Source organism: Paenarthrobacter sp. NPDC091711, assembly GCF_044756605.1.
Lineage (GTDB): Bacteria > Actinomycetota > Actinomycetes > Actinomycetales > Micrococcaceae > Arthrobacter.
On sequence record NZ_JBIVTF010000003.1, the window covers coordinates 420818 to 446834 of the forward strand.

The 26017-nt window shown below is 63.0% G+C and carries 27 protein-coding genes; 19 read left to right on the forward strand and 8 right to left on the reverse strand.

Translation table 11 applies throughout. The annotated features are described in order from the left end of the window. Positions 1-194 precede the first annotated feature (194 nt). From ACIQH5_RS07775 to ACIQH5_RS07785, 3 genes are all read left to right on the forward strand, one after another. Positions 195-686: a flavin reductase family protein gene (locus ACIQH5_RS07775; protein ID WP_062072783.1), complete on the forward strand. Its 492-nt coding sequence runs from the start codon at positions 195-197 to the stop codon at positions 684-686. Positions 687-751: 65 nt separating this feature from the next. Then, positions 752-973: a hypothetical protein gene (locus tag ACIQH5_RS07780; RefSeq protein WP_400401804.1), complete on the forward strand. Its 222-nt coding sequence runs from the start codon at positions 752-754 to the stop codon at positions 971-973. Further along, complete coding sequence (locus ACIQH5_RS07785) at positions 970-1254, forward strand: hypothetical protein (protein WP_400401807.1); 285 nt, start codon at positions 970-972, stop codon at positions 1252-1254. The genes ACIQH5_RS07780 and ACIQH5_RS07785 overlap by 4 nt, the downstream gene beginning before the upstream one ends. Positions 1255-1261: 7 nt before the next feature. Here ACIQH5_RS07785 and ACIQH5_RS07790 read toward each other — a convergent pair whose 3' ends face one another. Further along, the gene (locus tag ACIQH5_RS07790; RefSeq protein WP_400401809.1) at positions 1262-2122 is read right to left on the reverse strand and encodes a hypothetical protein; all 861 of its coding nucleotides are present in this window, start codon (positions 2120-2122) and stop codon (positions 1262-1264) included. Positions 2123-2309: 187 nt separating this feature from the next. Here ACIQH5_RS07790 and ACIQH5_RS07795 point away from each other — a divergent pair, with 187 nt between their 5' ends. Further along, positions 2310-2714, forward strand: coding sequence for a YchJ family protein (locus ACIQH5_RS07795; protein WP_400401812.1), 405 nt, complete (start codon positions 2310-2312; stop codon positions 2712-2714). 118 nt (positions 2715-2832) lie between these two features. Here ACIQH5_RS07795 and ACIQH5_RS07800 read toward each other — a convergent pair whose 3' ends face one another. Together ACIQH5_RS07800 and ACIQH5_RS07805 are read right to left on the reverse strand one after the other, a co-directional pair. Next, positions 2833-4797, reverse strand: a complete 1965-nt coding sequence (locus ACIQH5_RS07800; protein WP_400401815.1) for an acyl-CoA dehydrogenase family protein — start codon at positions 4795-4797, stop codon at positions 2833-2835. Between the two features lie 62 nt (positions 4798-4859). Next, positions 4860-5162, reverse strand: a complete 303-nt coding sequence (locus ACIQH5_RS07805; protein WP_024818444.1) for a hypothetical protein — start codon at positions 5160-5162, stop codon at positions 4860-4862. Between the two features lie 315 nt (positions 5163-5477). Here ACIQH5_RS07805 and ACIQH5_RS07810 point away from each other — a divergent pair, with 315 nt between their 5' ends. From ACIQH5_RS07810 to ACIQH5_RS07820, 3 genes are read left to right on the forward strand one after another with little or no spacing between them, the layout of a single operon-like run. Next, positions 5478-6935: a DUF3375 family protein gene (locus tag ACIQH5_RS07810; protein WP_400401819.1), complete on the forward strand. Its 1458-nt coding sequence runs from the start codon at positions 5478-5480 to the stop codon at positions 6933-6935. Then, positions 6928-7869, forward strand: a complete 942-nt coding sequence (locus ACIQH5_RS07815) for a DUF4194 domain-containing protein (protein WP_400401822.1) — start codon at positions 6928-6930, stop codon at positions 7867-7869. Before ACIQH5_RS07810 ends, ACIQH5_RS07815 begins: the two co-directional genes overlap by 8 nt. Further along, positions 7866-11342 (forward strand): ATP-binding protein, encoded by a 3477-nt coding sequence (locus ACIQH5_RS07820; RefSeq protein WP_400401824.1) that lies wholly within the window; start codon positions 7866-7868, stop codon positions 11340-11342. The genes ACIQH5_RS07815 and ACIQH5_RS07820 overlap by 4 nt, the downstream gene beginning before the upstream one ends. Positions 11343-11442: 100 nt before the next feature. Here ACIQH5_RS07820 and ACIQH5_RS07825 read toward each other — a convergent pair whose 3' ends face one another. Beyond that, positions 11443-11937, reverse strand: a complete 495-nt coding sequence (locus ACIQH5_RS07825) for an FBP domain-containing protein (protein WP_400401827.1) — start codon at positions 11935-11937, stop codon at positions 11443-11445. A 491-nt stretch (positions 11938-12428) separates the two neighbouring features. Here ACIQH5_RS07825 and ACIQH5_RS07830 point away from each other — a divergent pair, with 491 nt between their 5' ends. From ACIQH5_RS07830 to ACIQH5_RS07860, 7 genes are all read left to right on the forward strand, one after another. Then, positions 12429-13499, forward strand: a complete 1071-nt coding sequence (locus ACIQH5_RS07830; RefSeq protein WP_400401830.1) for an iron-siderophore ABC transporter substrate-binding protein — start codon at positions 12429-12431, stop codon at positions 13497-13499. A gap of 5 nt (positions 13500-13504) precedes the next feature. After that, positions 13505-14620, forward strand: a complete 1116-nt coding sequence (locus tag ACIQH5_RS07835) for a FecCD family ABC transporter permease (RefSeq protein ID WP_400401833.1) — start codon at positions 13505-13507, stop codon at positions 14618-14620. Continuing rightward, complete coding sequence (locus ACIQH5_RS07840; RefSeq protein WP_400401836.1) at positions 14617-15726, forward strand: FecCD family ABC transporter permease; 1110 nt, start codon at positions 14617-14619, stop codon at positions 15724-15726. The genes ACIQH5_RS07835 and ACIQH5_RS07840 overlap by 4 nt, the downstream gene beginning before the upstream one ends. Before the next feature lies 1 nt (position 15727). Then, positions 15728-16552: an ABC transporter ATP-binding protein gene (locus ACIQH5_RS07845; RefSeq protein WP_024818436.1), complete on the forward strand. Its 825-nt coding sequence runs from the start codon at positions 15728-15730 to the stop codon at positions 16550-16552. Further along, positions 16549-17604, forward strand: a complete 1056-nt coding sequence (locus ACIQH5_RS07850) for a siderophore-interacting protein (protein WP_062072804.1) — start codon at positions 16549-16551, stop codon at positions 17602-17604. The genes ACIQH5_RS07845 and ACIQH5_RS07850 overlap by 4 nt, the downstream gene beginning before the upstream one ends. 273 nt (positions 17605-17877) lie before the next feature. Next, complete coding sequence (locus ACIQH5_RS07855) at positions 17878-18708, forward strand: SGNH/GDSL hydrolase family protein (RefSeq protein WP_400401839.1); 831 nt, start codon at positions 17878-17880, stop codon at positions 18706-18708. Then, positions 18705-19547 carry an SGNH/GDSL hydrolase family protein gene (locus ACIQH5_RS07860; RefSeq protein WP_400401842.1) on the forward strand — a complete coding sequence of 281 codons (843 nt, stop codon included), beginning with the start codon at positions 18705-18707 and terminating at the stop codon, positions 19545-19547. Before ACIQH5_RS07855 ends, ACIQH5_RS07860 begins: the two co-directional genes overlap by 4 nt. Here the strand turns inward: ACIQH5_RS07860 and ACIQH5_RS07865 are convergent. Then, entirely contained in the window at positions 19523-19810 is a 288-nt protein-coding gene (locus ACIQH5_RS07865; RefSeq protein WP_062072810.1) for a YciI family protein, read from the reverse strand. The genes ACIQH5_RS07860 and ACIQH5_RS07865 overlap by 25 nt on opposite strands. 68 nt (positions 19811-19878) lie before the next feature. Here ACIQH5_RS07865 and ACIQH5_RS07870 point away from each other — a divergent pair, with 68 nt between their 5' ends. Together ACIQH5_RS07870 and ACIQH5_RS07875 are read left to right on the forward strand one after the other, a co-directional pair. After that, positions 19879-20358, forward strand: coding sequence for a MarR family winged helix-turn-helix transcriptional regulator (locus ACIQH5_RS07870; protein ID WP_017198795.1), 480 nt, complete (start codon positions 19879-19881; stop codon positions 20356-20358). Between the two features lie 53 nt (positions 20359-20411). Then, the gene (locus ACIQH5_RS07875) at positions 20412-21176 is read left to right on the forward strand and encodes an SGNH/GDSL hydrolase family protein (protein ID WP_062072814.1); all 765 of its coding nucleotides are present in this window, start codon (positions 20412-20414) and stop codon (positions 21174-21176) included. Here ACIQH5_RS07875 and ACIQH5_RS07880 read toward each other — a convergent pair. Genes ACIQH5_RS07880 through ACIQH5_RS07890 form a run of 3 tightly spaced genes read right to left on the reverse strand, consistent with a single transcriptional unit; the run spans position 21173 to position 23965 of the window. Then, a complete protein-coding gene (locus ACIQH5_RS07880; protein WP_400401847.1) occupies positions 21173-21913 on the reverse strand; it encodes an FAD:protein FMN transferase in 741 nt (246 codons plus the stop codon). The genes ACIQH5_RS07875 and ACIQH5_RS07880 overlap by 4 nt on opposite strands. A 34-nt stretch (positions 21914-21947) precedes the next feature. Then, positions 21948-22466, reverse strand: coding sequence for an FMN-binding protein (locus tag ACIQH5_RS07885; protein WP_400401849.1), 519 nt, complete (start codon positions 22464-22466; stop codon positions 21948-21950). Between the two features lie 14 nt (positions 22467-22480). Then, positions 22481-23965 carry a ferric reductase-like transmembrane domain-containing protein gene (locus tag ACIQH5_RS07890; protein ID WP_400401852.1) on the reverse strand — a complete coding sequence of 495 codons (1485 nt, stop codon included), beginning with the start codon at positions 23963-23965 and terminating at the stop codon, positions 22481-22483. Between the two features lie 395 nt (positions 23966-24360). On the opposite strand from ACIQH5_RS07890, the gene rpmB reads away from it, so the two are divergent. From rpmB to rpsN, 3 genes are read left to right on the forward strand one after another with little or no spacing between them, the layout of a single operon-like run. Then, the gene (rpmB, locus tag ACIQH5_RS07895; RefSeq protein WP_011776361.1) at positions 24361-24597 is read left to right on the forward strand and encodes a 50S ribosomal protein L28; all 237 of its coding nucleotides are present in this window, start codon (positions 24361-24363) and stop codon (positions 24595-24597) included. Then, positions 24597-24764 carry a 50S ribosomal protein L33 gene (rpmG, locus tag ACIQH5_RS07900; protein WP_003798558.1) on the forward strand — a complete coding sequence of 56 codons (168 nt, stop codon included), beginning with the start codon at positions 24597-24599 and terminating at the stop codon, positions 24762-24764. The genes rpmB and rpmG overlap by 1 nt, the downstream gene beginning before the upstream one ends. A 4-nt stretch (positions 24765-24768) precedes the next feature. Continuing rightward, positions 24769-25074 carry a 30S ribosomal protein S14 gene (gene rpsN / locus ACIQH5_RS07905; protein ID WP_011776360.1) on the forward strand — a complete coding sequence of 102 codons (306 nt, stop codon included), beginning with the start codon at positions 24769-24771 and terminating at the stop codon, positions 25072-25074. Positions 25075-26017: the final 943 nt, after the last annotated feature.

Here is a 26017-nt window from a genome sequence, read left to right on the forward strand (position 1 = left end):
CCGCCGGAGGCATAAACGCAAGCGGTAGAACTTCTTCGTTTTTCGTCTTGCGAGGTAATGGAACAGGCCTTACTTCGCGATATTTCTTGACACGCAGCAACACAAATGTCTTGTGAATCAACAAATATTGCCGTTCCCGGAAGCAGGTGAATTATGGGGAGGGAACTCAAGCAACGCACGAAGGGGACAGCGGAATGACACAGACCACAGTGGAAGAAACGGCGGCCATCAAGGCAGCATTTGCGCAGTTCCCATCCGGAGTTGCTGCCTTCAGCGCGATGGTGGATTTCACGCCGGAAGCGTTGGTGGCATCTTCCTTCACGGTGGGCGTATCACTGGAGCCGCCGTTGGTGATGTTCGCGGTGCAGAACTCCTCCACCACCTGGCCGAAGCTCCGCCAAGCCCAGCGCTTGGGTGTTTCGGTGCTGGCCGAGGGACAGGAAGGGGCAGCACTCCAGCTGGCCTCCAAGACCCGTGATCGTTTTGCTGGCCTGGACACCAGCGTGAGCGATTCAGGTGCGGTGCTGATTGACGGCGCCGTGCTGGGCTTCGAATGCGAAGTTGTGTCGGAGACGCCTGCCGGGGATCACGCCATCGTCGTTCTGGAGGTCAAGGCGACCACCATCAACCTTGAATCCAAGCCGTTGATCTACCACGGTGCCGCGTTCCGGCAGTTGGCTGCCTGAGTGGTCTCGCGACTCTTGGCATAGCCCTATGGTGTCCTGATGGGCAGCTATTTAGAGTTGACCCCATGGAGACCGATCGTTCGCCTTCTCTACTGAAGATGGTGGTGATCCTGCCACTGGCCGCCGGCATTATTGTCGCTGCGGCGGTGGCCATGGCGTCCCGCCTTCAGCTGCCCGAGGGGCGTCCAGGGGTGCTCATGGTGACCGTTCCTGTGCCGGCGCTCGTCTTCTGCTGGTCGCCTTGGTTTCGGCTTTCACGGCTCGATCCTTCCGCCTTGGACTCTTGACCGGCCTCTGGGCCCTCGCCGCCAGCTCTGTAGCTTTGCTGGCCGTGCTCGCCGTTGAGGGGCCGGTCTGGATGGACCGCCACGGCGTGTTCATGCTCGACGGCGACCCGCCCCGGAATTCTGCCAGCACCGTTGAGGTGGTTATGGACATTTTCTCCACGGGGATGTGGAGTGGCCACTTGATTCTGTGGGTCCCGGCAGTCCTGATGGGCGCTGCGCTGGGTGCTTGGATCGGCGGACGCCGGTCGTCGCTGGGCCGGGCCCGGCAGCTGGCTGCCTAGCCGGGAACTACGAGTTGCGGCTTGCGCCGCTCAGGGAGCCTTTTCGAATCGGGCTCGGAGACTTTCCAGTCTTGGAAGTGTTCGGGCCTGGCTTCTTGGCCCCGTTGCCCGAGGCAGTGCTGTTGGCATCGCCGGCCTGTGAGGGTCCGTGATCCGGCCTCTTGGGTGGGAAATCCGGACGCTTGGGAGACGGAGTTTGGCCATTGGAGGATGGCGTTGGCTCGTCAAGGTCGCGGACAGTGACCTTGATGGCCGGCGGCTGTTGCGCTTTGGCGCGTGCGGCCGCACGTTCGTCTGCCTCTGCCACGGCGTCCGCCCAGTCCTTCGCGAGGACGGGCGGTTCCTTGGCAGCAGCAACAACGATCGGGTGGTGCGCCGTCTGATGTTCCACCACTGACTTGACCTCAGCAGGTTTCGGCAGGTTGCGCGGGTCTACTTTTGCCTTCCACGAGCCTTCCTTCAGCGCAGAAGTTGCACCCGAGAGTCGTCGTCGGGCGCCTCCCAGGAAGTCTCGCTTGGGCGCAGCCGGCGTAGCAACATCAGCGGGAGCGGAAACAGCAGCCGGTGCAGCAACAGCAGCCGGCGCCGCAACAGCAGCAGGCTCCGGCAGTGCGGACGGCTCGAATTCGTCGCCAGCAGCGGGATCAGGCACGCGTGCAGGGTGCTGAGGGAGGTGAACGATGGGGGTGGTGGCCTTCTTGGGGAAAATTCCCACCATGGCCAAGAGGATGATGGAGAGTAGCCGTCCAACTCCGGCGATCACCAGCGTGATGATGACGATCAACATCAGACCCAGGAACATCAGGACCGCGAGTCCCAGTGTCCCCAAATACGTCAGGTTGATGGCGAGTGTTGTCGGATCCTCCACGTTAGCCTCCCCTGGCCGTCGTTTTGTGATGCGCCCATTGCCCACCCAGCTTGCTTATATAGCCTAAGGTCCAGCACCGACGGAATCACGCCCCGCCCCACCCTCTGGCGGGGTTGTTTCGAAGCTGTTATATGACGTGGGAAAATATGTTGCCCAGCTCTCATTTTCAGCCTCAGATTGGGACCCCGTGACCCCTGAATTAGCCCGACTCCGCAACGGCGCCTGCCCCTGCCTCTCCGGGGAGCAGTACCACGATTGCTGCGGATGCTTCCACCGCGGCGACGCCCATGCGCCTACCGCTGAGCAGCTGATGCGCTCCAGGTATTCGGCCTTCGTGCTTCTGGACCCGGCGTACCTGCTGCGCACGTGGCACAGTTCTACCCGTCCCACGTCCATGGACCTGGATTCGGGCATGCAATGGCGGAGGTTGGACATCATTTCCACAGTGAACGGTGGCCCCTTGGACACGACGGGAACCGTGGAGTTCGCTGCGCACTACAGGCTCGACGGCGAACGCGGCCTCCAGCGCGAAATCAGCCGCTTCGTCCGCGAAGACAAGCGATGGTTCTACGTGGACGGGGACGTTCGCTGAACGCGCTCCTTCCCACTTGCCTCCAACTTTCCGGCCGCGATTAAGGAAGTTCCGCTGACACACGTGTGGTCCTCACGTTGTTCTCGGGACTAACCGGGAGGGAACGCAGCGGAAGCCCTCACCGGTAGCTGCGGTGCAGGTTCTCCTTGGTTGAAGCGCCGGGGGAGGCATCGCCGATCCATGGGCCGGTGCCTTCGGATTGATCCAGCACTCCGGCCTCCAGCCAGGCGTAGTCACCGGCCAGGACCTTCCGCGAAAGGTGGTGATCGCCGTCGTCGGTATTCCTCCACAGTTGGTCGAAGTATTCGTCCACCCGCACGCGTGCCTGCTCACAGAACGCTTCGGCGAGCTCGAAGGCGGCCGCGCCTTGTTCGGGATGGGTGCGGAGCAGCATTTCGGCCCGCGAGCAGCACGCTGCCATGGCGAACAGCTCTGCCCCAATGTCCACAATCCTGCCGAGGAAGGCCTGCTTGTGCTCGAGCTTCGCTTGCCACCGCCCCATGCCGTAGAACGTCTGCCGGGCCAGCCGCCGCGACGAGCGTTCAACGAACCGCAGCTGCTTGGCCAAACGGCCGAATTCCGCGTAGGAACGCGGATCCATGCCCGCGCCGGCCACCAGTTTGGGCAACCAGCGGGCGTAGAAGCCAGAGGCCCCGACGGCGGCCCTCGCCTTATCCTGCAGGCTCGCGTCCGCTGAGGCGAGGTCGCCCGCGGCGGCAAGGTGGGCATCCACGGCCTCCCGGGCAATCAGGAGTTTCATGATCTCGCTGGAGCCCTCGAAGATCCGGTTGATGCGGAGGTCCCGGAGAAGTTGCTCGGCCGGTACTGCCCGTTCGCCCCGGGCTTCCAGGGAATCTGCAGTCTCGAAGCCCCGGCCTCCACGGATTTGGACAAGTTCGTCGGCGATCCGGCAGCTCAGTTCCGTGGACCACAGCTTGGCAAGCGCAGCTTCGATGCGGATGTCCTTCAGCCCGGCGTCGGCCATCTCGGCGGACAGTTCAAAGACGGCCTCCAGCGCAAACGTGGTGGCGGCGATGAACGCGATCTTCTTGCCCACGGCTTCGTGTTTGCCCACCGGACGGCCCCATTGCGTCCTCGCGTTGGACCATTCTCGGGAGATCTTCAGGCTCCACTTGCCGGCGGCCACGCACAGGCCCGGGATGGAGAGCCGCCCCGTGTTGAGGGTGGTGAGGGCGATTTTGAGTCCTTGGCCCTCGCGGCCCAGCCGGTTGGCCGCGGGCACCCGTACCTGGTGGAAACGGGTCACGCCGTTCTCAATCCCGCGCAGGCCCATGAAGGCGTTGCGGTTCTCCACCGTGATGCCGGGGGAATTCATCTCCACCACAAAAGCGGAGATGCCACCCTTGTGTTCGGTCCCGTCAGCGTCGGTATGGGAAGGAACCCTTGCCATGACCACTACCAGTTCGGCGATCACACCGTTGGTGGTCCACAGTTTCACGCCGTCTAAAAGGTAGGAGTCGCCGTCGTCGGACGGTACGGCAGTGGCGCCCATGCGCGCAGGGTCGCTGCCGACGTCGGGTTCTGTCAGCAGGAAGGCGGTAATCGCGCCGGCGGCGCAACGCGGCAAGTATTCGTGTTTCTGCTCTGGCGTGCCGAATTCCTTGACGGGCTCGGGAACGCCGATGGACTGGTGGGCGGAAATCAGGGCACCGAGGCTCGGGTGGACCGATCCCAGCAGGGCAAGCGCGCGGCCGTAGTAAACCAGGGACAGGCCCAGGCCGCCGTATTCGCGAGGAATTTTCATGCCGAAAACACCGAGGTCGGCGAGCCCTTTAAGGTATTCGTCGGGAATCCTGGCGTCGCGTTCAATCACGCGGCCGGACATGGTCTTGGCGAACACCAGCAAGCGGGCCATGAACTCTTCGCCGCGCTCAACATCCTCGGTTTTGGCTTGTGGCCACGGGTGGATCAGGCTGAGGTCGAAACTGCCCAGGTAAAGGCCTTTGGCGAAGCTTGGCCGGTTCCATTCAGTTTCGCGGGCGGCCTCAGCGACGGCGCGGGCTTCTTCTGCGGTGGCATTGACGCTGGCGGCAGCGAGACTGTTGTCAGTGGCGGACGTCATGGGAGAACTCCTCTAGCCGGTTGTGCCGGATGGAGCCAGGGTCCGCCTTGGGTGGGAACCCTTCAGCTGTCCCTCAATGCTACCCGCGAGTAGCTACCCGTGCTAGGGGAAATCTGAGGCTGGAATTCGGCCGGGATTTCCACCTGTCCTGCGTGGTGGACCAGGCGGTCCCACGCGAAGTTAATGCCGTGGACAAGGCCGCCCAGAACACCTTTGGCGGTGTACCAGACCAAGCCCATGGCTCCAATAAGAATGATTGTTGCCAGTGCTGCGGCGGCAATGAATGCCACCAGAATTGCAGCGAAGACCAGTGTTCCAATGAATACGTAAGTGGCTGTATCGAGCGCAGAGAAGTCGAAATTCATGGTTCCCCCCGGGGCGACGGTGCGTGGGTTGACGCGGCGTGGCTGCGTCGATGCTCTGACACTAGGGGCGGCTGTGGTTTCCGGCCAGTGCAGAAACGCGTAGGGACAGCGTTGATATGGGATCGAAATCATACCGGGCGGTAGGTTACGGAATGGTTGCGGCGGGGCGCGCTCGGACGGGCTCGACGGCGGTGCTCAAGGCGCGCTCAGCCGCGGCGCTTCCGCCCGTCGGTCGCCCAGGCGACGCTCTGCGTTAACCTTGTACGGGGCAGTTTTCGCTGCCAGCCAGGTTTCGCAGCAGCTGAAGGAGAGTAGTTGTCCCGTTCAGCCATGTCCTCCGCCGACGCCATTGGCGCGCGGCTCCGTGACCTCGAACAGCTGACCAAAGGCCCTGCGTGGGCTCTGACACGGTCGGCTCCGTGGGTGATCGCCGTGCTGCAGGCCTCCTTTACCCGCACCCGGCCGCAGCTTCCGCTCGAAGAGCTCCATGCCGACGTCGACGCTTTCCTGGAGCAGCTCCGCCGCCAGGATCCGGCGCTCGGCGGCCAGCAAAACGGCAAACTCTTCGGCGACGAATGGACCCGCAAGCAGTTCCTGACGCGTCGTAACCAGTCCGGCCAGATCGTCTACGAAGTCACCGAGCCGGCTGCACGCGTTCTGGCGTTCCTGGACAGTCTTTCCAGTGAGCGTTCCACGCTGAACGGTTCGCGGCTCGGCACATTGTTGGGCGATGTTGAGAAACTCGCCAACGAGACCAACCCTGACCAGAGCGCGCGCTTGGAAGCCCTTGAAGAGGAAATCCACGAGCGCCAGCAGCTGGTGGAAGACATCAGCTCCGGGGAGTTCGATGGGCTTTTGGACGATGAGGAAGCAGTTGAAGCGGCCGGCAACATCCTGGACCTCGCGGCCAGCCTGCCAGCCGACTACAAAAAGATGCGTGACCGGATCGAAGAACTGGTAGGCGAGCTCCGCAACCAGATCATCGAGGAATCTCTGAGCAAGGGCGCCACCATGGCCCAGGTTTTGGAAGCCGACAAACGCCTGCGGCAAAGCCCGGAAGGCCGCACCTTCCGCTCCTTCACGGCCTTCCTCGAGGATCCGCAGCAGCAGCTGCGGTTCCGTTCGGCGATCGGCGAGGTGCTAAGCCGACAATTCGCTGACGACCTCTCGCACGAGGACCGCGAAACGCTGAAAAACCTGGTGGCAGAACTGCGCACACAGCACAGCCACATCCAGCGGATCTACGGCAAGCTCTCCGAAAGCCTGAACACTTACATCCAGAGCGACGACGTCAGGCAGTCCGTCAGCCTGCGTAAGGTGCTGGCCGAGGCGGAGCAAGCCATCCGGTCCTTGCCGTACGAACGCGACCGCCCAAGCCTGGTGCGCGGACCGGTCCTGTTCAACGCCGGGTTTGAGTCGTTGGCCATGGTCAAACTCTTCGATCCCGACGAATTTGCAACACCCCCGCGCCTGGCCGATCCCATCGCCTTCAGCGACTCGGACCGTGTACGGTCGGCACGCACCGGAAAGGCCAAGCCCGCTGTCATCCGGACAGCCATGGCCGGTGCATCCACTCTGGGCGACGCATGGGAAAACCTGCCCGCTGAAGAACGTCACATCAACACCGTGCGCACCCTGTTGTCCATGGCGCTTCAGTCGGGCGCTGCCTTCGACAGGGCTGCCTGGGAACACATCGACTTCGAACAAATCGACGGCAGCATCCGCACGGCGTACCTGCCTGTCGTCACGCTGAATGAGGATTCTGATGACTGAAGAAATTACGACGACGGACGTCACCGACGCGGACGGCGTCACTGACGCGGGCGGCGTCACTGACGCGGGCGGCGTCACTGACGCGGGCGGCGTCGACGAAGAGATGACCGAAGACGGCGTTGAGGTGGAAGCCCCCGAACCCGAGGCTGAGCCGGCTGCTGACGTCAGCCACGCTGACCCGTTCCGGGTGACTCCGCGGGATACCTTCGTGGATGGCGCGGCGTTGTTCCCGGGCGACACCGGAGTGATTCCCATGAAGGTCCGCCATGCTTTGGTGAAGCTGCTGAAAGGCCCGTACATTGACGGGGGCCGCGACGAGAAACTTTGGACTACGCTGCTGGACAACCAGCTGATCCTTCGCAGCCGCCTCTCCGAGCTGTTCCTCACCCTGCAGCTCGATCACGACCGCAAAATCGCGGTCCTCCGGCCCGTCGATCCGGAAGTCATCGGCGCGAGCTCCCGCTCCAGCATCCTGCGTCCGCAGCGGGCCCTGAGCCGAGTGGAAACCATCGTCCTGCTGCGCCTGCGCCTCCTTCTGGACCGCCATGTCACAGCCCAAACGGACCCCACCATCACCCGCGAAGAGATCTCGGACCTCGTTGCCAACTACACACCCGCCGGCCAGCAAGATGCCCTGCGCGATTCTGATGTAGTCACCCGCACCATCACCAAACTCCTGGCCCGCCAACTCATCCTCCCCACACCGTTGGATGACACGTACACCATCAGCAACGCCCTCCCCCTGGCCCTCCCGTTTGAAAACATCGGAGACATCCCGGCCCAAATAGAGGCCCTGATAGCAGTAGCAGCCGACGAATCAGGAACAGAACCCCTCCTGGACCTGGACTCCGACTCCAGTCGGGAAGATGGCGATGACGACGCCGATGCCGCCCCCGCAGCGGACGGAACCAACGCTGAAGGGATCACAAAGTGACCATCGCAAGCATGCTCCCGCTCGGCGAGCTGACGAACCCGGGCCAGATGCGATTGGCGTTGGTGCAGGTGGTCAACTGGGGCACGTTCCACGGCGCCCACACCATGCATGTGGACCGCAAGGGCACCCTCCTCACGGGTAACTCGGGCGTGGGCAAGTCAACGCTCTTTGATGCGATGCTCCGCGTTTTTGATGCCCGTCCGCGATCGAACGAGGCTGCTGCCCAGCGGTCCGGCGGCGCTGTGGAGGACAAGAGGACCACGTTCACCTACATGCGCGGCAAAGTGGGTGATAAGGCGGTGGGCGATAGTTCGGCCAGTGCCTTCCAACGCCCTGGTGCCACATGGTCCGCCGTCGCGCTGACGTTTGATAACGCGGCTGGCACGAAGGTGACGGTTTCGGCGCTGTTCGACCTGCCGAAAAACGGCACGGAGTCCAGTGTCGGGCGTTTTTACGTGATCGACAGCAAACCGTTGGACCTTGAAGCGATCGAGGGCATTGCCCAGAAGCGCTTTACCAAGGGTGCGCTGGAGTCGATCTTCCCTGAGGGCCAGGTCTTTGATGTGCATAAGGCGTTCGCCGAACGCTTCCGGCGGCTGCTGGGCATCAACTCGGACCAGGCGCTTCCGCTGCTTCGCGTGATCCAGGCCGGCAAGGGCTTGGGCGGCAGCGTGAACACGTTCTTCCGCGACCAGGTGCTTGATGCTCCGGCCACGTTGGCTGCCGCGGATGACGTGGTGGAAGAGTTCAGCAACCTGATGTCCATCCGGCAGCGGTTGGAGGACGTGCGGCAACAGCGCGACCAGTTGGCTCCGGTTCCGGGGCTGAACAAGGAGTACGCGCAGGCATTGCTGGACGCGAACCGTCTCCGGGAGTTGGCTGGCGAAGAGTTTGAAGCATACAAGCAGCAGTTGGCGGTCACGGTCCACGCCAAGACGCTGGCCCGGTTCAAGGAATTGGCTCAGTCCAAAGCCCAGGAGCTGGCCGCCGAGCGCACGGTGCGGGACGGCTTGTCCAAGGAACTCCGCGACCTTGAACTGGATTACAACAACCGCGGCGGTAACGCGATTTCGGCGATTGAGCAGTCGTTGGAGAACGCGAAGGTTGGCTTGAAGCTGCGGCAGCAGGTGGAGGATTCGGCCAGGAAGGCTTTGGCCGACGCCGGGCTGAACCTTGAGTGGTCCGCCGAGGGGTGGGACCAGGCTCACGAGCAGGCAGCAGCCCGTTCAGCAGAGCTGAAGGACGATTCGGAGGCTTTGAAGGAGCTTCGGTTCGAGGCTTTCGACGGCCACGCAACCAAGAAGCGCGAGCTTGCCGCGGCTCAGCAGGAGCTGCTGTCCCTGCGGTCCCGCAAGTCCCTGCTGCCGCCGTCGAGCATTGAAAACCGTGCCGCCATCGCGGCGGCCACGGGCATTCCGGAAGAGCGGATGCCGTTTGGTGGCGAACTGATCGATCTCGCCGAGGGGCAGGATCAGTGGCGCCCGGCGGCCGAGCGCGCGCTGCGTAACCTCGCCACCACGTTGCTGGTTCCTGGCGAGCACTTCGCGGCGGTCACCCGTTATTTGAATGACAACACCGTCCGCGGCGCCCTTCGCGCCGTTGATGTCTCAAAGCCGCTCGCCGGGGGCGCCCTGGCTGTGGAGGACGTGTCCGACGGCGACCTCTTGACGAAGTTGAGCATCCTCACCTCGGGCGCCAACGCCGACGCCGGTGAATGGATTCGCGAGCGGATCGCCTTGGACTTTGCGTATCCGTGCGTCGAGGATCCGGACGAGCTTGCTTCGATGGACAAGGGCCTGAGCCTGGGTGGTGTGGTCAAGCGCAACCGCCACACCGTGGAGAAGGACGACCGTTTCACGAGCCGCCAGGATTACGTCCTCGGTTTCGATAACGCTTCAAAGCTCGAGCTGGTTGCAGCGCGGGTGGGCGAGCTGGAAAACGAGCTCGTGAAGGCTGCGGAACTTGCCCAGAGCCGCGAGGATTCGCACCAGGGAATGGCCCGTCAGCTCGAGGCACTGCGCCGGGTTGCTGAAGATGAGCGGCCTTGGGAGCAAGTGTCCGCAGCCGTCGCTGCGGATGAGCTTGCCAGGATCGAGCAGCGCCTGACGGATGCTTTGGCGGCTCAGGCAGACCTGGAGCCGTTGCGTGCCAGCATCGAAACCGTGCGGGAAAAGCACCAGTCCTCCACAGGTACGGCCGCCGTTCTCCAGAGCGAATACAAGGCGCTGGACCACAAGATGACCACGGCGGACGGCCTTCTCGATGCCGCGAGGCTGAAGCTGGAGCAAGCACCGCCGTCGGCTTCCACTATTACGGCGCTGGAGCCGTACTTCGACGGCGCCGCCGACGTATCGGAACTCTACGAACTCGACAATCTGGCCAACAGCGTCCGCAACAAGTTGCTCGACGAACTGCATGCTGCGGAATCGCGCGGGCAGGCGACCGCCGAGCGGTTGACCCGCATGTTTGAAGCGTTCGTGCGTGACTGGGGAAGTGCCATCAGCGCCGATCATGGCACGTCGATCGGCGCCGCCGGGGACTTCGAATCCCGGTACCACGCGATCGTCAGCGATGGCTTGCCCGCCCAGGAGGCCGAGTTCCGGCTGTTCTTCAACCAGCGGACACACGAATCGTTCAGCACGCTCCTGCACTTGCTGGACGAGGAACGCCGCAGCATCACCAGCCGCATCCTGCCCCTCAACGGCATCCTGTCCCAAGTCAACTTCCATGAGGGCAGCTTCCTGGAACTGGATATCAAACAGACGCTTCCGGCCACGGCCAAACAGTTCAAGGACGCGATCCAGAACGCGCTCAAGGCGAAACACACGCGGCCGTCACGCGGCGCTGCTGCTGGTTCACCAGCAGAAATCGACGACGACGCCGAACTCACGGCGCGCTATAAATCGCTGGAAACCCTGGTGAAGCGACTCGGATCGCAGACGCCGGAGGACCGGCGCTGGCGGGCTGAGGTGCTGGACGTCCGCGGGCACCTGTTTATTCAGTGCAAGGAACACCGCGAGGTGGCTTCGAAGTCGAATAAAGCCGGCACCGGCAAAGCCGCCAAGCGGAAGACCGAAGTCTTCATGCATGCCGATACCGGCTCCATGTCCGGTGGTGAACGCCAGCGATTCACAGCGTTCATCATGGCTGCGGCGTTGAGCTACCAGTTGGGCATCGCCGAGCAAGGGTTCACCACCTACGGCACCGTGATGATGGACGAGGCGTTCGTGTTGGCTTCGGAGGAATTTGCGGGCGCCGGCATCAAGGCGCTTCACGAATTCGGATTCCAATTGCTCCTCGCGGCTCCGGAAAACGTGATCGACCTTTCGAGGCACCTTGGATCCGTCACCGAAATCCTCCGCGACAAGCGAACCAACCGCTCGGGAGTGCTCACGGCTCCGGTGATTGCCGGACCCGGCGAGCCGGGGGCGTGGCGTTCCGAGGCCAACCCGGTGGACATCGTCCTGCGCTAGGGTCACCTTTCGCCCCGCTACCCAAGTAGGTAGCAGTTAAAGCCGTTCTGACGCTCCACAACGGCCTGTGCTGCTACCTACTTGGGCGGGTTCGGGAACGCTACTTAGCCTTGACCCGGTCCAGGAACTGTTCGGTCCTGGACTCCAGTCCTGCGATGTTCCGGACCACGACGACGGCCGGGTCCGGGTTGATCTCGTTGACAGGTGGCTCCTTGCGGACGTTGGTGCTGCAGCCGAACTCGGCGCAGATCAAGGTCCCCACGGTGTTCCCGTCTTTGCCCGATTGTCCGGCCTTCTTGGCGACCCACAGGTAAACATCGTCCTTCGAGAAAACATCGCGGCAGAGTTCGCAGAGGACCACGCGCCGCTTCCCGGAGCCGCCTTCAGGAGCGCGGAGCAGGATCCCGGTGAGCTTGCCCCGGTGCGAAACCACAAGGTAACCGCGTTGGGGCATTTTCTCGTCACGCCAACCGAGGAACTCCAGGTTGTCCCAGTCGAGGGTTTCGAAGTCGCGGGGCAGGTTGACCTTGGCGGCCTCGGACCTGCTGGCGTTGATAAAAGACGAACGGATTTGTTGGGCAGTGATTTTCTGCATGGCAAAGCTTCTTTCGGAAATGGTCGACGTCCGTGCGCAGAATGTGGGCGCGCGGGAAATGGCAGAGGTCGTCGGTCATCTGAGAAAGCGGGCGCAGCAAAGAGACCCGGAAAAGGGGTGCGCGGCTAAGAGCCTAAGAAGATGCCGACGTGAGGGGGAGTGCCAAGCAGGCCAATGCGGCCACCTCGCCAACCATGGCGGCAGCAGCTGAATCAGTGCGCACGCTCATCCCCTCGTTCGATTCCGTAAGAAGCGGTAGTCCGCTGCCGCCAATACTTTCAAGACTCCGGGCAGATGTCCACTGAGAGAGGGTCCGGCTGAAGGGCTTGGGATGTGAGAGAGGGTCCGGCTGAAGGGCTTGGGATGTGAGAGAGGGTGTGATCTACATCCCATTCCGCTCGTGAGGGGGATTAGGTGACGCAAACGTTTCTTAATTATCGGCAGGCTAGGCTAGCCTTACTTAGGTTCGCATCACTTACTTAAGGAGTACCGTGGCATCCCTTCTCCCACGCCGCGCCCTGCTGAAGACAGCAGGAACCGCGACGGCCGCTCTGGCCGCCGTCGCTCTTTCCCTCACCGGCTGCTCCACTGGTCCGGCAACGTCCGCACCGGCCTCTGAGCAGGCAGCATCATCAGCTTTCCCCGTCACCATCAAGAATGTCTTTGGTGAGACCACTATCAAGGAACAGCCCAAGCGCGTAGTCACCGTCTCGTGGGTCAATGACGACGTCGCGATCGCACTGGGCGTTGTTCCCGTGGGTGTCCCGAAGAACGAGTGGGGCAACAACGACAAGGGCTCCACTCCTTGGAAGGATGCAGCGCTGGAGAAGCTCGGCGCCGGCTTTGGCACCGACAAGGCTCCGGTCCAGTACTCCGAGGCAGATGGCATCAACTTCACCGAGATCGCCAAGCTCAACCCGGACGTTATCCTGGCCGCCTATTCCGGCCTTGAAGAGGCCGACTACAAGAAGCTCACCGAAATCGCTCCCGTTGTGGCGCAGCCGGAGCTCGCCTACGGCACCCCGTGGCAGGAAAGCACCACCCTGATCGGCAAGGCACTGGGCAAGGAAGCCGAAGCCAAGAAGCTGATCGAGGACACCGAAACCACTGTCAAGGACAAGGTTTCCAAGTTCCCGCAGATCAAGGACAAGACCTTCATCTACGGCAATCTTGAACCCGCCAAGGGCGATGGCGCCAACGTTTACACGGCCATCGACAACCGCCCCCGCTTCCTTTCCGAAATCGGCATGAAGCTGGCCCCGGTGGTTACTGAGAACACCAAGAGCAACACGGAATTCTTCATCCCGTGGTCTGCTGAAAAGGCCAACGAGCTCGAATCCGACGTTTTCGTCACCTGGGTTCCGGACGCCACCACCGCTGACGCCATCAAGGCTGACCCGCTGCTTGGTCAGATCCCGGCCATCAAGAAGGGCGCCCTGGTTGCTGATTCGGACCAGACGCTGACGCTCTCCATCTCCGCCTCTTCGCCGCTGAGCCTGCCGTGGGCGCTGGACACGTTCCTGCCGCAGCTGGGTAAGGCCGCGGACGCAGCGGGCAAGTAACTGCAATGAAACTGAGTACGACGACGGCAGTCCAGGGACGGGGCAGCGGCACTTTGGTGTCGGCTGGCCCGGGAGGCATCGCCCCTGAAGCTGCTGGAACCGGAGGGGGAACCGTCTCCCGCAGCATGGCAGGCAAGCGCACCGCTTGGCTGCTGGCGGCCGTCGTCGTACTCGCCGCAGTCTGCGCCGCATCCTTGGCGATCGGCGCACGCGGACTTCCCCTCAACACCGTGTGGGAAGCACTCACCAACTTCAATCCGGAAGACGGTAACCACGCTGTGGTCATCGCCCGGATTCCCCGCACCGTGCTGGGCTTGCTTGCCGGAGCCGCACTGGGCCTGGCCGGTGCAGCCATGCAAGGCGTCGCCCGCAACCCGCTTGCGGATCCGGGCATCCTGGGCCTCAACGCCGGTGCCGCTCTCGCAGTGGTCGTCGGGATCTACGTTTTTGGCATCGGCTCGCTGTCCGGCTACATCTGGTTCGCCTTCTTCGGTGCTGCGGCGGCCGCCGTCGTGGTTTATGCCGTCGCTTCCCTGGGACGGGACGGCGCGACGCCGGTCAAGCTCGCCCTCGCAGGTGCAGCCCTGAGCGCAGGCCTGTTTTCCCTGATGAACGTCATCCTGGTTTCAAGCCAAGACACCTTTGACCGTTTCCGCTTCTGGCAGGTGGGCACCATTGGTGGGCGAGACTGGTCCGTCCTGGTGCCGGCGCTGCCGTTCCTGGCCGTCGGGGCCGTGATTGTCCTGGCCGGCGGCCGCATCCTGAACAGCCTTGCCCTGGGCGACGATATTGCCCGAGGCCTCGGCCAGAACGTCACTCTGGCCCGCAGCATCACCGGTCTGGGGATCGTCTTGCTCTGTGGCTCCGCAACTGCCGTGGCCGGACCGATCGCCTTCCTGGGCCTCGTCATTCCGCACGCTGTCCGCTCGCTGACGGGGCCGGACTACCGCTGGATCCTGCCGTTCTCCGCGGTGGCGGCCCCCATCCTGCTGATCATCGCCGACATCGTTGGCCGCGTCATCTTGCTTCCCGGTGAAGTCCCCGCAGGCATCATGACCGCAATCATTGGTGCCCCCGTCTTCGTCTGGCTTATCCGACACGGTAAGGGGGCCGGACTGTGAGCACCGTCCACAAACTCCCCACCGAGTTGGCACTTAATGACAATGTTTCCCCCAAACATCATCATCAAATGTCCCTTCGGCGAGTGCTGAGCCCCACGTTCTTCCTCGGGCTGGCGCTCCTGGTCATGTTCGCGGTGTACGTGCTCCTGGGCAGCTACACGGTGACCATCCCGGACTTCTTCACCATTGTCATCAACCACCTAACTGGCGGCGAGAAAATCCCCGGGGCGAGCTTCATCGTGATGGAGCACAAGCTGCCCAGAGCAGTTGTGGGAACCATGATCGGCATCGCCTTCGGCCTGGCCGGCGCACTGTTCCAGACCATGCTGCGCAATCCGCTGGCCAGCCCGGACATTATCGGCATCAGTTATGGCGCCAGCGCTGCTGCCGTGACGGCAATCGTGATCTTCGGCGCTTCCGGAGCCGTGGTTTCCGGGGCTGCCCTCGGTGGAGCGCTCGGCGTTGCGGCCATCATCTACGCGATCTCCCGCGGTGGTTCCGGCGCGGGCGGAGGCAGCCGCGGCAACGCTGCAGGCAACCGCCTCATCCTTGCCGGCGTTGGCATCGCCGCTGCTCTGCACGCAGTGGTCAACTTCCTCATGACCCGCGCGGATATCCGCACCGCCGCGGATGCCCTGATCTGGCTCAACGGCTCCCTGAACTCCGCCACCTGGGACCGCGCAGGTGTCCTCGCAGTGTCCTTGCTGGTCCTGATCCCCGCCGTCATTGCCCTCGCCGGTCCGTTGCGCATCCTCGAACTCGGAGACGACGCAGCCGCCGGCCTCGGCATCAAGGTCAACGCCGCCCGGCTGGGACTGGTGCTGACCGCCGTCGGGCTTGCCGCCGTCGCAACTGCCGCCGCCGGCCCGGTAGCCTTCGTCGCCTTCCTCGCCGGACCCATCGCCCGTCGTATCGTCCGCAAACCCAGCCTCCCGGCGTCGGCCCTCACCGGTGCCCTGATCGTGCTGCTCGCCGACTTCTTCGCTTCCAACATCGCTCCCGTCATCCTGGACGGAACCGTCCTCCCGGTGGGCGTCATCACCGGCGCCCTCGGCGCACCCTTCCTCCTGTGGCTGCTGGTCACGTCGAACCGAAAGGAGGCCTGACATGGCCATCCTTAATGCCAAGGACCTCACGCTCCAGTACGAGGCACGCAAGGTAGTGGAGGGACTCACCACTGAGATCCCCGAAGGTAAAGTGACCATGATCGTGGGCGCCAACGCCTGCGGCAAGTCCACGCTCCTGCGCGGTTTGTCCCGGCTGCTCAAACCCGCCGGCGGCTCTGTGACCCTCGACGGCAAGGACATCCACACCCGGCCCGCCCGCGAACTTGCGCGCACTCTCGGCCTGCTCCCGCAGCACCCCACCGCCCCTGACGGCATCACCGTGCGCGACCTCGTGGGCCGCGGCCGCTACCCGCACCAAGGCTTCTTCCGCAGCTGGTCAGCCGCCGACGACGCCGCGGTGCAGCGCGCGCTCGACGCCACCTCCACGCTGGAACTCGCTGACCGCAGCATCGACGAACTGTCCGGCGGGCAGCGCCAGCGAGTCTGGATCGCCATGGCCCTCGCCCAGGAAACCGACGTCCTGCTGCTCGACGAACCCACCACCTACCTTGACCTGGCACACCAAGTGGAAGTCCTGGACCTGATCACGGACCTCAACCGAAGCCGCGGCACCACAGTGGCAATCGTGCTCCACGACCTCAACCTCGCAGCCCGCTACGCGGACCACGTCATTGCCATGAAAGGCGGGTGCATCGTGGCCGAAGGGCCAGCACCCAGAGTGGTCACGGAAGAACTCGTTTTCAACGTGTTCGGCCTGGAATCCCGTGTGGTTCCGGACCCCATCTCAGGCACCCCGCTCATCGTCCCCATCGGACGCCACCACGCACAGCCCGCTTCAACCAACGAACTGGAGATCGCCTCATGAGTGCACAACCGACCCAGGCAAAAGCAAGCGCCGCCGTGGAGCCCATGACCCTCGCCTTCGACGTCACCGTGACGGCCGTGCAGGAGCTCAGCCCCAGCTTCCGCCGCATCACCTTTGGCGGCTACTCCCTGCGTGACTTTGGCGTTGCCGGAGACACCCTGGACCTCCGCGTGAAGCTGATGATCCCGTCCCGCGACGCATCCGGCAACGTCATTCCGCTGCCTGTTTTCAAGATGGAAGAATCCGGGTGGTACCAGGAATGGTTGGCCATGGACCCGTCCGTCCGCGGTGACATGCGCACGTACACCGTCCGCTCCGAGCGCCTCGACGCCGTGTATCCCGAGATCGACATCGACTTCGTCATGCACTTCGACGACGCCGGACACGGCGGACCCGCAGCCAACTGGGCTCTTGCCGCGAAACCTGGAGACGCCCTCACCATCATCGGCCCCAACAACCGCGCAGCCCAGTGCACCACTGCCGGAGCCTACGGCGGCATCGAATGGCGCCCGGGCCTGGCCCAGCGCGTGCTCCTGGCCGGCGACGAAACCGCAGTCCCCGCCATCAGCGCCATCCTCGAAAGCATGCCCGCCGACATGACCGGCCACGCCTTCCTCGAAGTACCCGAAGCCGGCGACTTCCAGGACATCGTCACCCCGGCCGATATCGAAATCACCTGGCTTGCACGCGGTGCCGCGATCGGACGCTCCCGTCCCCACGGCGAACTCCTCAAGGAAGCCGTCGCCAAGGCCGTTCCCGTGCCGGGCTGGGTGGGCATCAAAGGCACGGAGACCGCAGCCGGTCCCGAGCCGGAAGACGTCAACGTGGACCAGGAAATCCTCTGGGAAACCCCGCAGCGCATGGACACTGCAGCCATCGAAGCCAGCAAGAACCCCACGCTGCCGGCCGGTGCCCTGCCGTTCTACGCCTGGATCGCCGGTGAAGCGTTCGTCATCAAGGAAATGCGGCGGTACCTGGTGCGTGATGTTGGCATCGATCGCAAGCAAGTGGCCTTCATGGGCTACTGGCGGCGAGGCAAGGCGGAGGGCTAAGCCCCTTCCGTTAGTCCGCCGAAGCGCCGTGCGACCGCTTGGCGGCCATCCTCGGCGTGCTGCTCCTTCGTCGCTTTGACGCACGCTGCCGGATACCCGCCAACCGTCCGTGCGCGCGTCACCTTCCGACGCTCTCTCACTTCCCTCGTGCTTGGGGCGGTCGCTCTCTCACTTCCCTCGTGCTTGGGGCGGTCGCTCTCTCACTTCCCTCGGGTTTGGGGAGTTCACTTGGGGTTGGTTCGGGCTTAACCGGGGGCGGGTAGGGTCGCTGGGGTGCGGGAGGAACTCGGGGACCGAAGTGATGTTCGACGGCGGTTTGTCGCCATCGGGGATTCCTTCACCGAAGGCGTGGGGGACCCCAGCAAGGTCCTGCCGAACGGGGTCCGCGGATGGGCGGACAGGGTGGCTGAGAAGTTGGCTAAGGCCGAGCCGGGGTGGGAGTACGCCAACCTGGCCGTTCGCAGTAAAAGACTCCGGCACATCATTGATGAACAACTCGAGCCGGCCCTCGCAATGGAGCCGACGCTCATCACGCTGTATGCCGGCGGCAACGACATCCTCGACTTCGGCACCGATATGGATGCGCTTCTCAATGATTACGAGTTGCTGGTTGCGCGCCTGAGCGAAACCGGGGCCACTCTGGTCCTGTTCACCGGCTTCGACGTGAAAGTTTCGGCCGTCCTGGAGCCGTTCAAGAAGCGCAACACCCTCTACAACCAAAGAGTCCGCCATATTGCCCGAAAATATGAGGCCGTTCTGGTGGACTACTGGTGCTTCGACGCTTATAAGGACTCGCGGATGTGGGCGCCTGACCGGCTGCATATGTCCAAGGCCGGCCACAAGTACTTGGCCGCCCAAGTCTTGGACCACCTCAACGTCCCCCACAAGATCTCGCCGAAGGAATGGGGCCCGCCCACCCGCATGTCCGTGCGCGAATGGGAACGCCGGCAGCGCCGATGGGTCAATGACTGGGTGGTGCCGCTGTTCGGGCGCAAACTGCGGGGCGTCACTCTCGGCGACACGTTGAGCCCCCGCTGGCCTGAGCCCGTGAAGGTGCCACGCAAAGGCGGTTTGAAGAAGCTCATGGAAGAGGCGTTGAAATGACGGAACGGACCAGGTTTGTGGCCCTCGGTGATTCCTTCACCGAGGGCGTAGGCGACAACGATTTGCGGCTGCCCAACAACTGCCGGGGCTGGGCAGACCGCGTGGCCGAAGAACTGGCACGGCACGATCCAACCGTCCAATACGCCAACTTGGCCATCCGGGGCCGGCGCCTTCAACGCATCATCGACGAACAAATTGAGCCGGCCCTTGCCATGAAGCCCACGCTGGTCAGTTTCTACGCCGGCGGCAACGACCTCCTCATGGCACGGCTCAACATGGCCAAACTCATGCGCGATTACGAAGAAGCAGTGAGGCGGCTCAAGGCCAGTGGCGCCACAGTCCTCTTATTCACCGGCTACAACGTTCCCCTGTCGCCGTTGCTCGAACCGCTCAAGTTGCGCACGGCAATTTACAACCGCGCCATCCGGCGGATTGCGGCGCAGTACCAGACGTTGCTGGTGGATTATTGGTGTTTCGAGAAGTTCCAGGATCCGCGCATGTGGGCTCCTGACCGCCTCCACATGGCAACTCCGGGCCACAGCTACATGGCCAAGAAAGTCCTTGAGGTCCTCAGGGCCCCGCACACGCTCCAATCGCCAACGCTGGCAGCTCCACGTCCGCGGACCCTCACCGAAAACATCGCCGACGACGTCGCCTGGCTGAGGCGCGACGTCGGGCCTTGGTTTGCGCGGCGGCTCCGCGGAGTCTCGAGCGGGGACCGCCTGGGAGCGCGCTGGCCGGAGCTCATGCCGGTGGTGCTGCCGGAGCGGCTGGGCACCGCGAGGGCACTCGCAACAGCAACAACCCCGGCGCCTCAGCTGTCGAGCAGGTTCTCGTAACCCTCAGCCACGCTGGTGGCCGTGAATTCGATGATCTCGAACTCAGCCACTCCATTGCTGTAGAAGGGGTCCTCGGCCAACGAGGCATCGAGCGTGGCCCTGTCCACCTTGGAGAGCAGAACACCGCCGGTGGCTGGGACCCTGCGTCCGGACGCAAGGAAAGTCCCGGCGTCGAACGCTTCCTTCAGCCAGGCCATATGGCCCGGGCGGTGGAAGTCGACAATTTCGTCGGGAACCTTGTAGGTCAATGAGACGACAAACATGCCGTCAGCCTATCGCCTGAGCCGGGGACCGGACCTAAGAAAGTAGCTAATTCTCCTAAGATGGTTTCATGACTCAACCCCGCTGGCTGAACGCCGACGAACGCCGTGCCTGGCTGGCCCTCCTGAGCATTAACACCTTGCTCCCCTCGGCCTTGGACACCCAGCTCCAATCCGCCGGAAAACTGTCCCTGTTCGACTACAACGTCCTGGCTATGCTCTCCGAAACAGAGGGCCGATACCTCCCCATGAGTGAGCTCGCCGCACGCACCAGTGCCTCCTTGTCGCGCCTTTCCCACGTGGTCACCAAACTGCAGAAACGCGGCTGGGTGGAACGGCAGGCTCACCCCGGCGACGCCCGTGTGACCGTAGCGCACCTGACCGACGCCGGCATGTCCACCATCGTGTCCCTCGCCCCGGGACATGTGGAATCCGTGCGGACGCTGATGCTCGATTCGCTCAGCCCGGACGACGTCGCGGATCTTGCCCGCATCGGCGAGAAAATCGTGGCCCGCTTGGACAACAACCACTGGATCCTCCGTGACTCCTAACCCTCACATCGGGTGCTTTGTGGCCTCGAGCGCTGAAGTGGCAGACTGACGGCATGGATTTTTCTGCCCGTTATGTTGCCCTGGGGGACTCCTTCACTGAGGGAGTTGGAGATGACGATCCCGCACGCCCCAACGGTGTTCGCGGCTGGGCCGACGTCGTCGCCGGGCAGCTGGCCCACAGCAACGAGGACTTTGGCTACGCCAACCTGGCCATTCGCGGCAAGAAGCTCCGGCAGATCATGGCTGAACAGGTTGATGCCGCCGTGGCCATGAAGCCCACGCTGGTGACCTTGTATGCGGGCGCGAACGACATCCTGCGGCCCAAGATCGACATTGACTCGCTGTTGGAGGAGTACGACGCCGGCATTGCCAAGTTGAGTGCGTCGGGCGCCACCGTGGTCCTCTTCACGGGCTTTGACGCGAAAGGCTCCAAGGTTTTCAGCGCGATGCGCGGACGCACGGCGATCTACAACGAGCTGGTGCGCGAAATCGCGGAAAACCATGGTGCCCTGCTGGTGGACTACTGGCGGTTCGATGAATACGACGACTGGCGGCTCTGGGGTGAGGACCGGATGCACATGTCCACCGCCGGTCACGTCAACATGGCAAAGCGCGTCCTGGATGTCCTTGAGCACCAGCATGTGATCGAAGTTCCCGAGCTGGCGCCGGTTCGCCTGATGAATCGTGTAGAGGCTTTGAAAGCCAACGCACGCTGGTTCCGGGAATCTGCGGCTCCGTGGGTTGCCCGCCGCGTGCGGGGAGTGTCCTCCGGCGACGGTTTGAGCCCCAAGTACCCCGAGCTGATCCGGCCGCTCTAGGCTGCGTTCCGGAACTCCGGCGTAGCCAGCAGGGTGCCGTCCCGGCGTACCGCCAAAACGTCCGCGCCCCACTTTTCAACGGCCTGGTCCAAGGTCCGGGTGCCACCAGCGACGATGGCTGTGGCAAGGACATCGGCAGTGACGATGTCGCTGGCCCCCACCGAGACCTGAGCAAACTCCGGTGGTGCGCCCCCGATTGCCCAGATATGTTCTCCCCGCTCGGCTGAACCCGACGTGGCCAAAGCATTCATGGATGCCAACGGGAACGCCCCCAGCAATGACCGGCGATCCAAGGGGTCAACGACGCCGGCCAGCCACGGTTCATGAGCGGTGGGCCCAGGTGACCCGCTCGCCAACACATCCCCTCCCGCGTTCAGGCACCAGTTCCCCAGCCCAAGCGCGCGGAGCGACAACGCAGCCTCACGCATCGCATGGGCCTTGACGATCCCGGAAAGGTCCAAGATGCCGTCCGGACGCTCTGCCGTGAAGGCGCCTTCCGTTGCCAACCGCCATTCGGATGCCTCTGCGTAGAGTTCCTGCATGGTCTCCGATGTGTACGCCAGCGTGATCTCCCCGCGCGCCAGCCGGCTCGCTTCCGAGCCTGTCCGGTACAGGCTGAACGTCAGGTCAAGATGCGCGAAAATACCTTCAACAACCTCGACGGCGGATTCGAGTTCATCCACGGCTGTTTGAGCATAGATGCTGCTCGCCACCGTCAGGCTCACTACGGTGCCCATGCTGCGGAATGTTCGGGCACGGAGCTGTTGGCCGCTAGAAATTGGCTGCATCGAGGGCTGCCTGGAGTGAGGTGAGGTAGGCGTCGCTGGTAACTGTTGCCCCACCGATGGTCTGGACCTTGGCTGACTGGGCCTGAAGCACTTCGGACCTCAACACCGGAGCTGCGCGGCTGCTGATCTGCGCGGACTTCCGCTCGGCATCTGTGAGCTGGAGCGGTGTGACCTCCGTGATTTTGCCGTCCTGGATGGTCACTTGCACCTGGACTGTACCGAAGCGGGTCTGGACTGACGCGCCGTCGTACGTTGCCGGCGTCGTGCTTCCCGACGCCGAGCTGCCGCCGGAACCGGTGGTGCCGCCGCTCGTGCCTGAACTGCTGGAGCCGGTGCTGCCGGAACCGGTGCTGCCGGAACCTGTGGTGCCACCGGCAGCTGATCCGCCGGTTGTGGCACTGCTGCTCAGGCTGGTGGTGGTTGATGGGCCTGTTTCGGCAACGTGCGAACCGGATTGCCAGCCGGCCAGCAGGATGCCCGCAGATGCCAGGGCTGTTGCCATTGCTGCTCTGATCCTCACCAGTCAAACCTTTCGTAGTGGAGTTGTTCGGCCGGGACGCCCGCGGACTGCACATCCCGGATGACGGAGGCAGCCCACGGAGTTGGGCCGCAGACGTAAACATCGGCGTCGGCGACGTTCGGTGCGTAGGAGCTGAGCGTGAACCCGGCTGCCGCCGCCGACTGGGGGAGCCAGGTGTGATTTCCGCTGGATCGAGGACCGGTCAGGTGGAAGAGCGTGGCGCCCCGTGCCTGGCACAAGGCCATGATTTCCTGCCCCAGGAAGAGCTCGGACTCGTCGTGACCGCGGATGAGGACGGTGGCCCGGCCGGGTTCGAACGGTGTGGATTCAAGGAGCGACCGCAGCGGAGTAATGCCGATGCCGGCGCCGATCATCACCACCTTGTTGCGGGTTCTGGCCGCCGTACCGAACATTCCGTAGGGTCCTTCAATGGCCACTTTGGTGCCGGGCTTGATCCTGGCAAGGCGGGCTGAGCCGTCGCCGAGGTTCCGGACCGTGATGCGAAGTTTGCCTTGGCTCGCCGATCCATGACCTGTTGACTGTGGACCTGCTGACATGGCCGGTTCCGCGGACAAGCTGAACGGGTGGGCCTGCCACCAGTGCCCGGCGGCGAGGAACCTCCAGAAGAAGAAGCGTCCGCCGGATCCGGCCAGCCGTTCAAGGTGCCGGCCCGTCATTTCAATACTGAAAACGTCCGGTGCCACCCGGACCACACGGCTCACGGTGAGCTGATGCCGGGAGCTTGCGGCCAGCGGCTGATACACGCGGTAAAACAGGAGGGCTGCGCCCGTCGCGACGCAGAGCGCGAGCCAATACCAACGTTGCCAGGTACCTTCGGCGAACGGCCCACCCACGCTGAACTGATGGGGGATCGCGGTGGCAACAGCCGCATACGTCAGCACATGGATTGCGTACCAGAACTCATAGGGAAAGCGGCGGCGAACAGCCACCAGCGAGGTGACCACCACGGCGATGAACAGTGCCATGGACACGAAAGCGAGCCACATGTCAGGCACATTGACCCACAGGGAGACCGACTCACTGATGGGGTCCAGTCCCTCCGCTGCCCCGTATCCAATGGCTATGAAGAGACCGTGGGCCAAGAGCAAGTAGAGCGCCGGCTTGCCCAATGTCTTGTGGATTTCGAGCGCGCGGTCGTGCCCGATTGTGTTGTCGATGAACGGAATTCTGGCCGCAAGCAAGAGCATCAGCAGGACCAAGTTCATGCCGATGAGGCCAGCCACAATGCCCAGCGCAGTCATGGTCCCGGCAAAAGAAGCAAAGCCCCTGCCGCCGCCGTCGGCCAGCCACAGTGCCACCGCCACTACACCGGACAACCACCCCAGTGCACCGAGAAAATCGGCCCGGGCCAGCCGCCGTCGGGCTTGCGGACGGAAACGTTCGACGCCGGTTGGCGGCGTTTGCCGCGCCGGAACCGGACTGCTTTCCACCGGAGTATCAGGGGTCAGTAACGAGGTCATGACCTAAGACTCGCCAAGCATCCTTTCGTTCTGCTGTGAAAGAGCTTTAGTGGGCGTATGATGCCTGATTGGTCTTAATTTGCCTTGGCCCGTAGAATAGTTAGGCGCTAGGTAGTGCGGATCGTGTGCAATTGCTCCGGTTAGTGGTGACTGTTGGTTTACTGACGTCCCGGTGGCCGGTAGTTAGGGGCTCAAGTTGCGTGCATTCCTGTATTCGCCCGGTATCCCAGGATCTGTCTCAGTGATTTTCACTGCCCGGCCCTGAGGCCAACCTCCTTCGCCGTACTTGCTGCGGAAACTACCGAAATGGTTTGGACCCGGATGCGGACGCTGCCTGTCGCACGGTAACGCAGGAACATCTGCACGCCGTTACATTCAATCTTTGGAGGAGAGTCATGGCAGCACACTGCCAAGTGACCGGAGCCGAGCCGGGCTTTGGACACAGCATTTCGCACTCGCACCGTCGCAACAAGCGTCGGTTCGACCCGAACATTCAGAAGAAGCGCTACTGGGTTCCGTCCCTGCGCCGTAACGTCACGCTGACCCTGTCAGCCCGTGGCATCAAGACAATCGACGTACGCGGCATCGACTCAGTCGTTGCTGACATCCTGGCACGAGGAGTAAAGCTCTAATGGCAAAGGACAAGGACGTACGTCCGATCATCAAGCTGAAGTCCACTGCGGGCACCGGTTACACCTACGTAACCCGCAAGAACCGTCGTAACGATCCGGACCGTCTGGTCCTGAAGAAGTACGACCCCAAGATCCGCCAGCACGTCGAATTCCGAGAGGAGCGCTAAACACATGGCAAAGAAGTCAAAGATTGCTCGCAACGAGCAGCGCAAGGTCATTGTTGAGCGTTACGCTGCCAAGCGTCTCGAACTGAAGAAGACCCTGGTTGACCCCAACGCGACTGACGAAGCACGCGAAGCTGCACGCCTCGGCCTGCAGAAGCTGCCCCGCAACGCCTCCCCGATCCGTCTGCGTAACCGCGACCAGATCGACGGCCGTCCCCGTGGCACGCTCCAGAAGTTCGGTATCTCCCGTGTTCGCTTCCGCGACATGGCTCACCGTGGTGAGCTCCCGGGCATCACCAAGTCTTCCTGGTAATCACGAAGCTCTGAAAGGGTCGGCAACCGTTATGGTTGCCGGCCCTTTTTGTGTTTAAGCGTGCCCCTCCGACGCTCTCTCATGTCCCTCGGGTTTGGGGCCGGCGCTCTCTCACGTCCCTCGGGTTTGGGGCCGGCGCTCTCTCACGTCCCTCGGGTTTGGGGCCGGCGCTCTCTCACGTCCCTCGGGTTTGGGCGCCTCGCTCTCTCATGTCCCTCGGGTTTGGGCGCCTCGCTCTCTCACGTCCCTCGACGGCGGCAACTCCAGTACGCGTTTGGGTGGTCGCCCCCTCAGATCCCGGCCGGCTTCGCGTTCGCAATCAAGGTGTGATGGGCTTCACTTGGTTTGATTTCGGTCGATTCAAGGTGAATCGACTGTGCTGTAGGGCTGGTTGGCCTGTGTTTGCGGGGTTTTGGGTGGCGGAGACGTGGATTTGTGCCCGGGGCGGTGGGCGTGTAATGTCTTCTGAGTCGCCGCGAGTGAGACAGCCTGGAGCTGAGAACCGCGGAGGCCGACCCCCTTGATAACAGCCTGAAAAATGGTTCGCTTTTGAGCGTGCCATCGTCGGGTGGGGCTGGAGATTGGATCGAAGATCGCGGAAACGCTGATTTGCGAAGATCTGATTGATCGGGTAAGTTTGAAAAGTTGCTCCGGAGCGATTCCGGGACCTGTGAGGGTTCTGGTTGGTGCCGGGTGTGTCTGTTGTTTGAGAACTCAATAGTGTGCCAAGTTTGTTGATGCCGATTGTTTTATTGATTGGTTGAAATTTATGCCGGATTGTCATGCACCCCCGTGTGTGGTGGTCTGGTTTTCAGCTGGTTTCGAATTTTGTGCAGCCGCGTCCCGCCGTTATTTCCGGTGGGTGTGGTTGTGTCTGTTTGATTTGTTTTACTTCAACGGAGAGTTTGATCCTGGCTCAGGATGAACGCTGGCGGCGTGCTTA

What these genes read in the sequence shown, in the direction of transcription:
- ACIQH5_RS07775 (WP_062072783.1), top strand. Translation starts at nt 195, where the DNA reads ATGACACAGACCACAGTGGAAGAAACGGCGGCCATCAAGGCAGCATTT.
- ACIQH5_RS07780 (WP_400401804.1), top strand. Translation starts at nt 752, where the DNA reads ATGGAGACCGATCGTTCGCCTTCTCTACTGAAGATGGTGGTGATCCTG.
- ACIQH5_RS07800 (WP_400401815.1), bottom strand. Translation starts at nt 4,797, where the DNA reads ATGACGTCCGCCACTGACAACAGTCTCGCTGCCGCCAGCGTCAATGCC.
- ACIQH5_RS07805 (WP_024818444.1), bottom strand. Translation starts at nt 5,162, where the DNA reads ATGAATTTCGACTTCTCTGCGCTCGATACAGCCACTTACGTATTCATT.
- ACIQH5_RS07815 (WP_400401822.1), top strand. Translation starts at nt 6,928, where the DNA reads ATGACTGAAGAAATTACGACGACGGACGTCACCGACGCGGACGGCGTC.
- ACIQH5_RS07825 (WP_400401827.1), bottom strand. Translation starts at nt 11,937, where the DNA reads ATGCAGAAAATCACTGCCCAACAAATCCGTTCGTCTTTTATCAACGCC.
- ACIQH5_RS07835 (WP_400401833.1), top strand. Translation starts at nt 13,505, where the DNA reads ATGAAACTGAGTACGACGACGGCAGTCCAGGGACGGGGCAGCGGCACT.
- ACIQH5_RS07845 (WP_024818436.1), top strand. Translation starts at nt 15,728, where the DNA reads ATGGCCATCCTTAATGCCAAGGACCTCACGCTCCAGTACGAGGCACGC.
- ACIQH5_RS07850 (WP_062072804.1), top strand. Translation starts at nt 16,549, where the DNA reads ATGAGTGCACAACCGACCCAGGCAAAAGCAAGCGCCGCCGTGGAGCCC.
- ACIQH5_RS07860 (WP_400401842.1), top strand. Translation starts at nt 18,705, where the DNA reads ATGACGGAACGGACCAGGTTTGTGGCCCTCGGTGATTCCTTCACCGAG.
- ACIQH5_RS07865 (WP_062072810.1), bottom strand. Translation starts at nt 19,810, where the DNA reads ATGTTTGTCGTCTCATTGACCTACAAGGTTCCCGACGAAATTGTCGAC.
- ACIQH5_RS07870 (WP_017198795.1), top strand. Translation starts at nt 19,879, where the DNA reads ATGACTCAACCCCGCTGGCTGAACGCCGACGAACGCCGTGCCTGGCTG.
- ACIQH5_RS07875 (WP_062072814.1), top strand. Translation starts at nt 20,412, where the DNA reads ATGGATTTTTCTGCCCGTTATGTTGCCCTGGGGGACTCCTTCACTGAG.
- ACIQH5_RS07880 (WP_400401847.1), bottom strand. Translation starts at nt 21,913, where the DNA reads ATGGGCACCGTAGTGAGCCTGACGGTGGCGAGCAGCATCTATGCTCAA.
- ACIQH5_RS07885 (WP_400401849.1), bottom strand. Translation starts at nt 22,466, where the DNA reads ATGGCAACAGCCCTGGCATCTGCGGGCATCCTGCTGGCCGGCTGGCAA.
- ACIQH5_RS07890 (WP_400401852.1), bottom strand. Translation starts at nt 23,965, where the DNA reads ATGACCTCGTTACTGACCCCTGATACTCCGGTGGAAAGCAGTCCGGTT.
- rpmB (WP_011776361.1), top strand. Translation starts at nt 24,361, where the DNA reads ATGGCAGCACACTGCCAAGTGACCGGAGCCGAGCCGGGCTTTGGACAC.
- rpmG (WP_003798558.1), top strand. Translation starts at nt 24,597, where the DNA reads ATGGCAAAGGACAAGGACGTACGTCCGATCATCAAGCTGAAGTCCACT.
- rpsN (WP_011776360.1), top strand. Translation starts at nt 24,769, where the DNA reads ATGGCAAAGAAGTCAAAGATTGCTCGCAACGAGCAGCGCAAGGTCATT.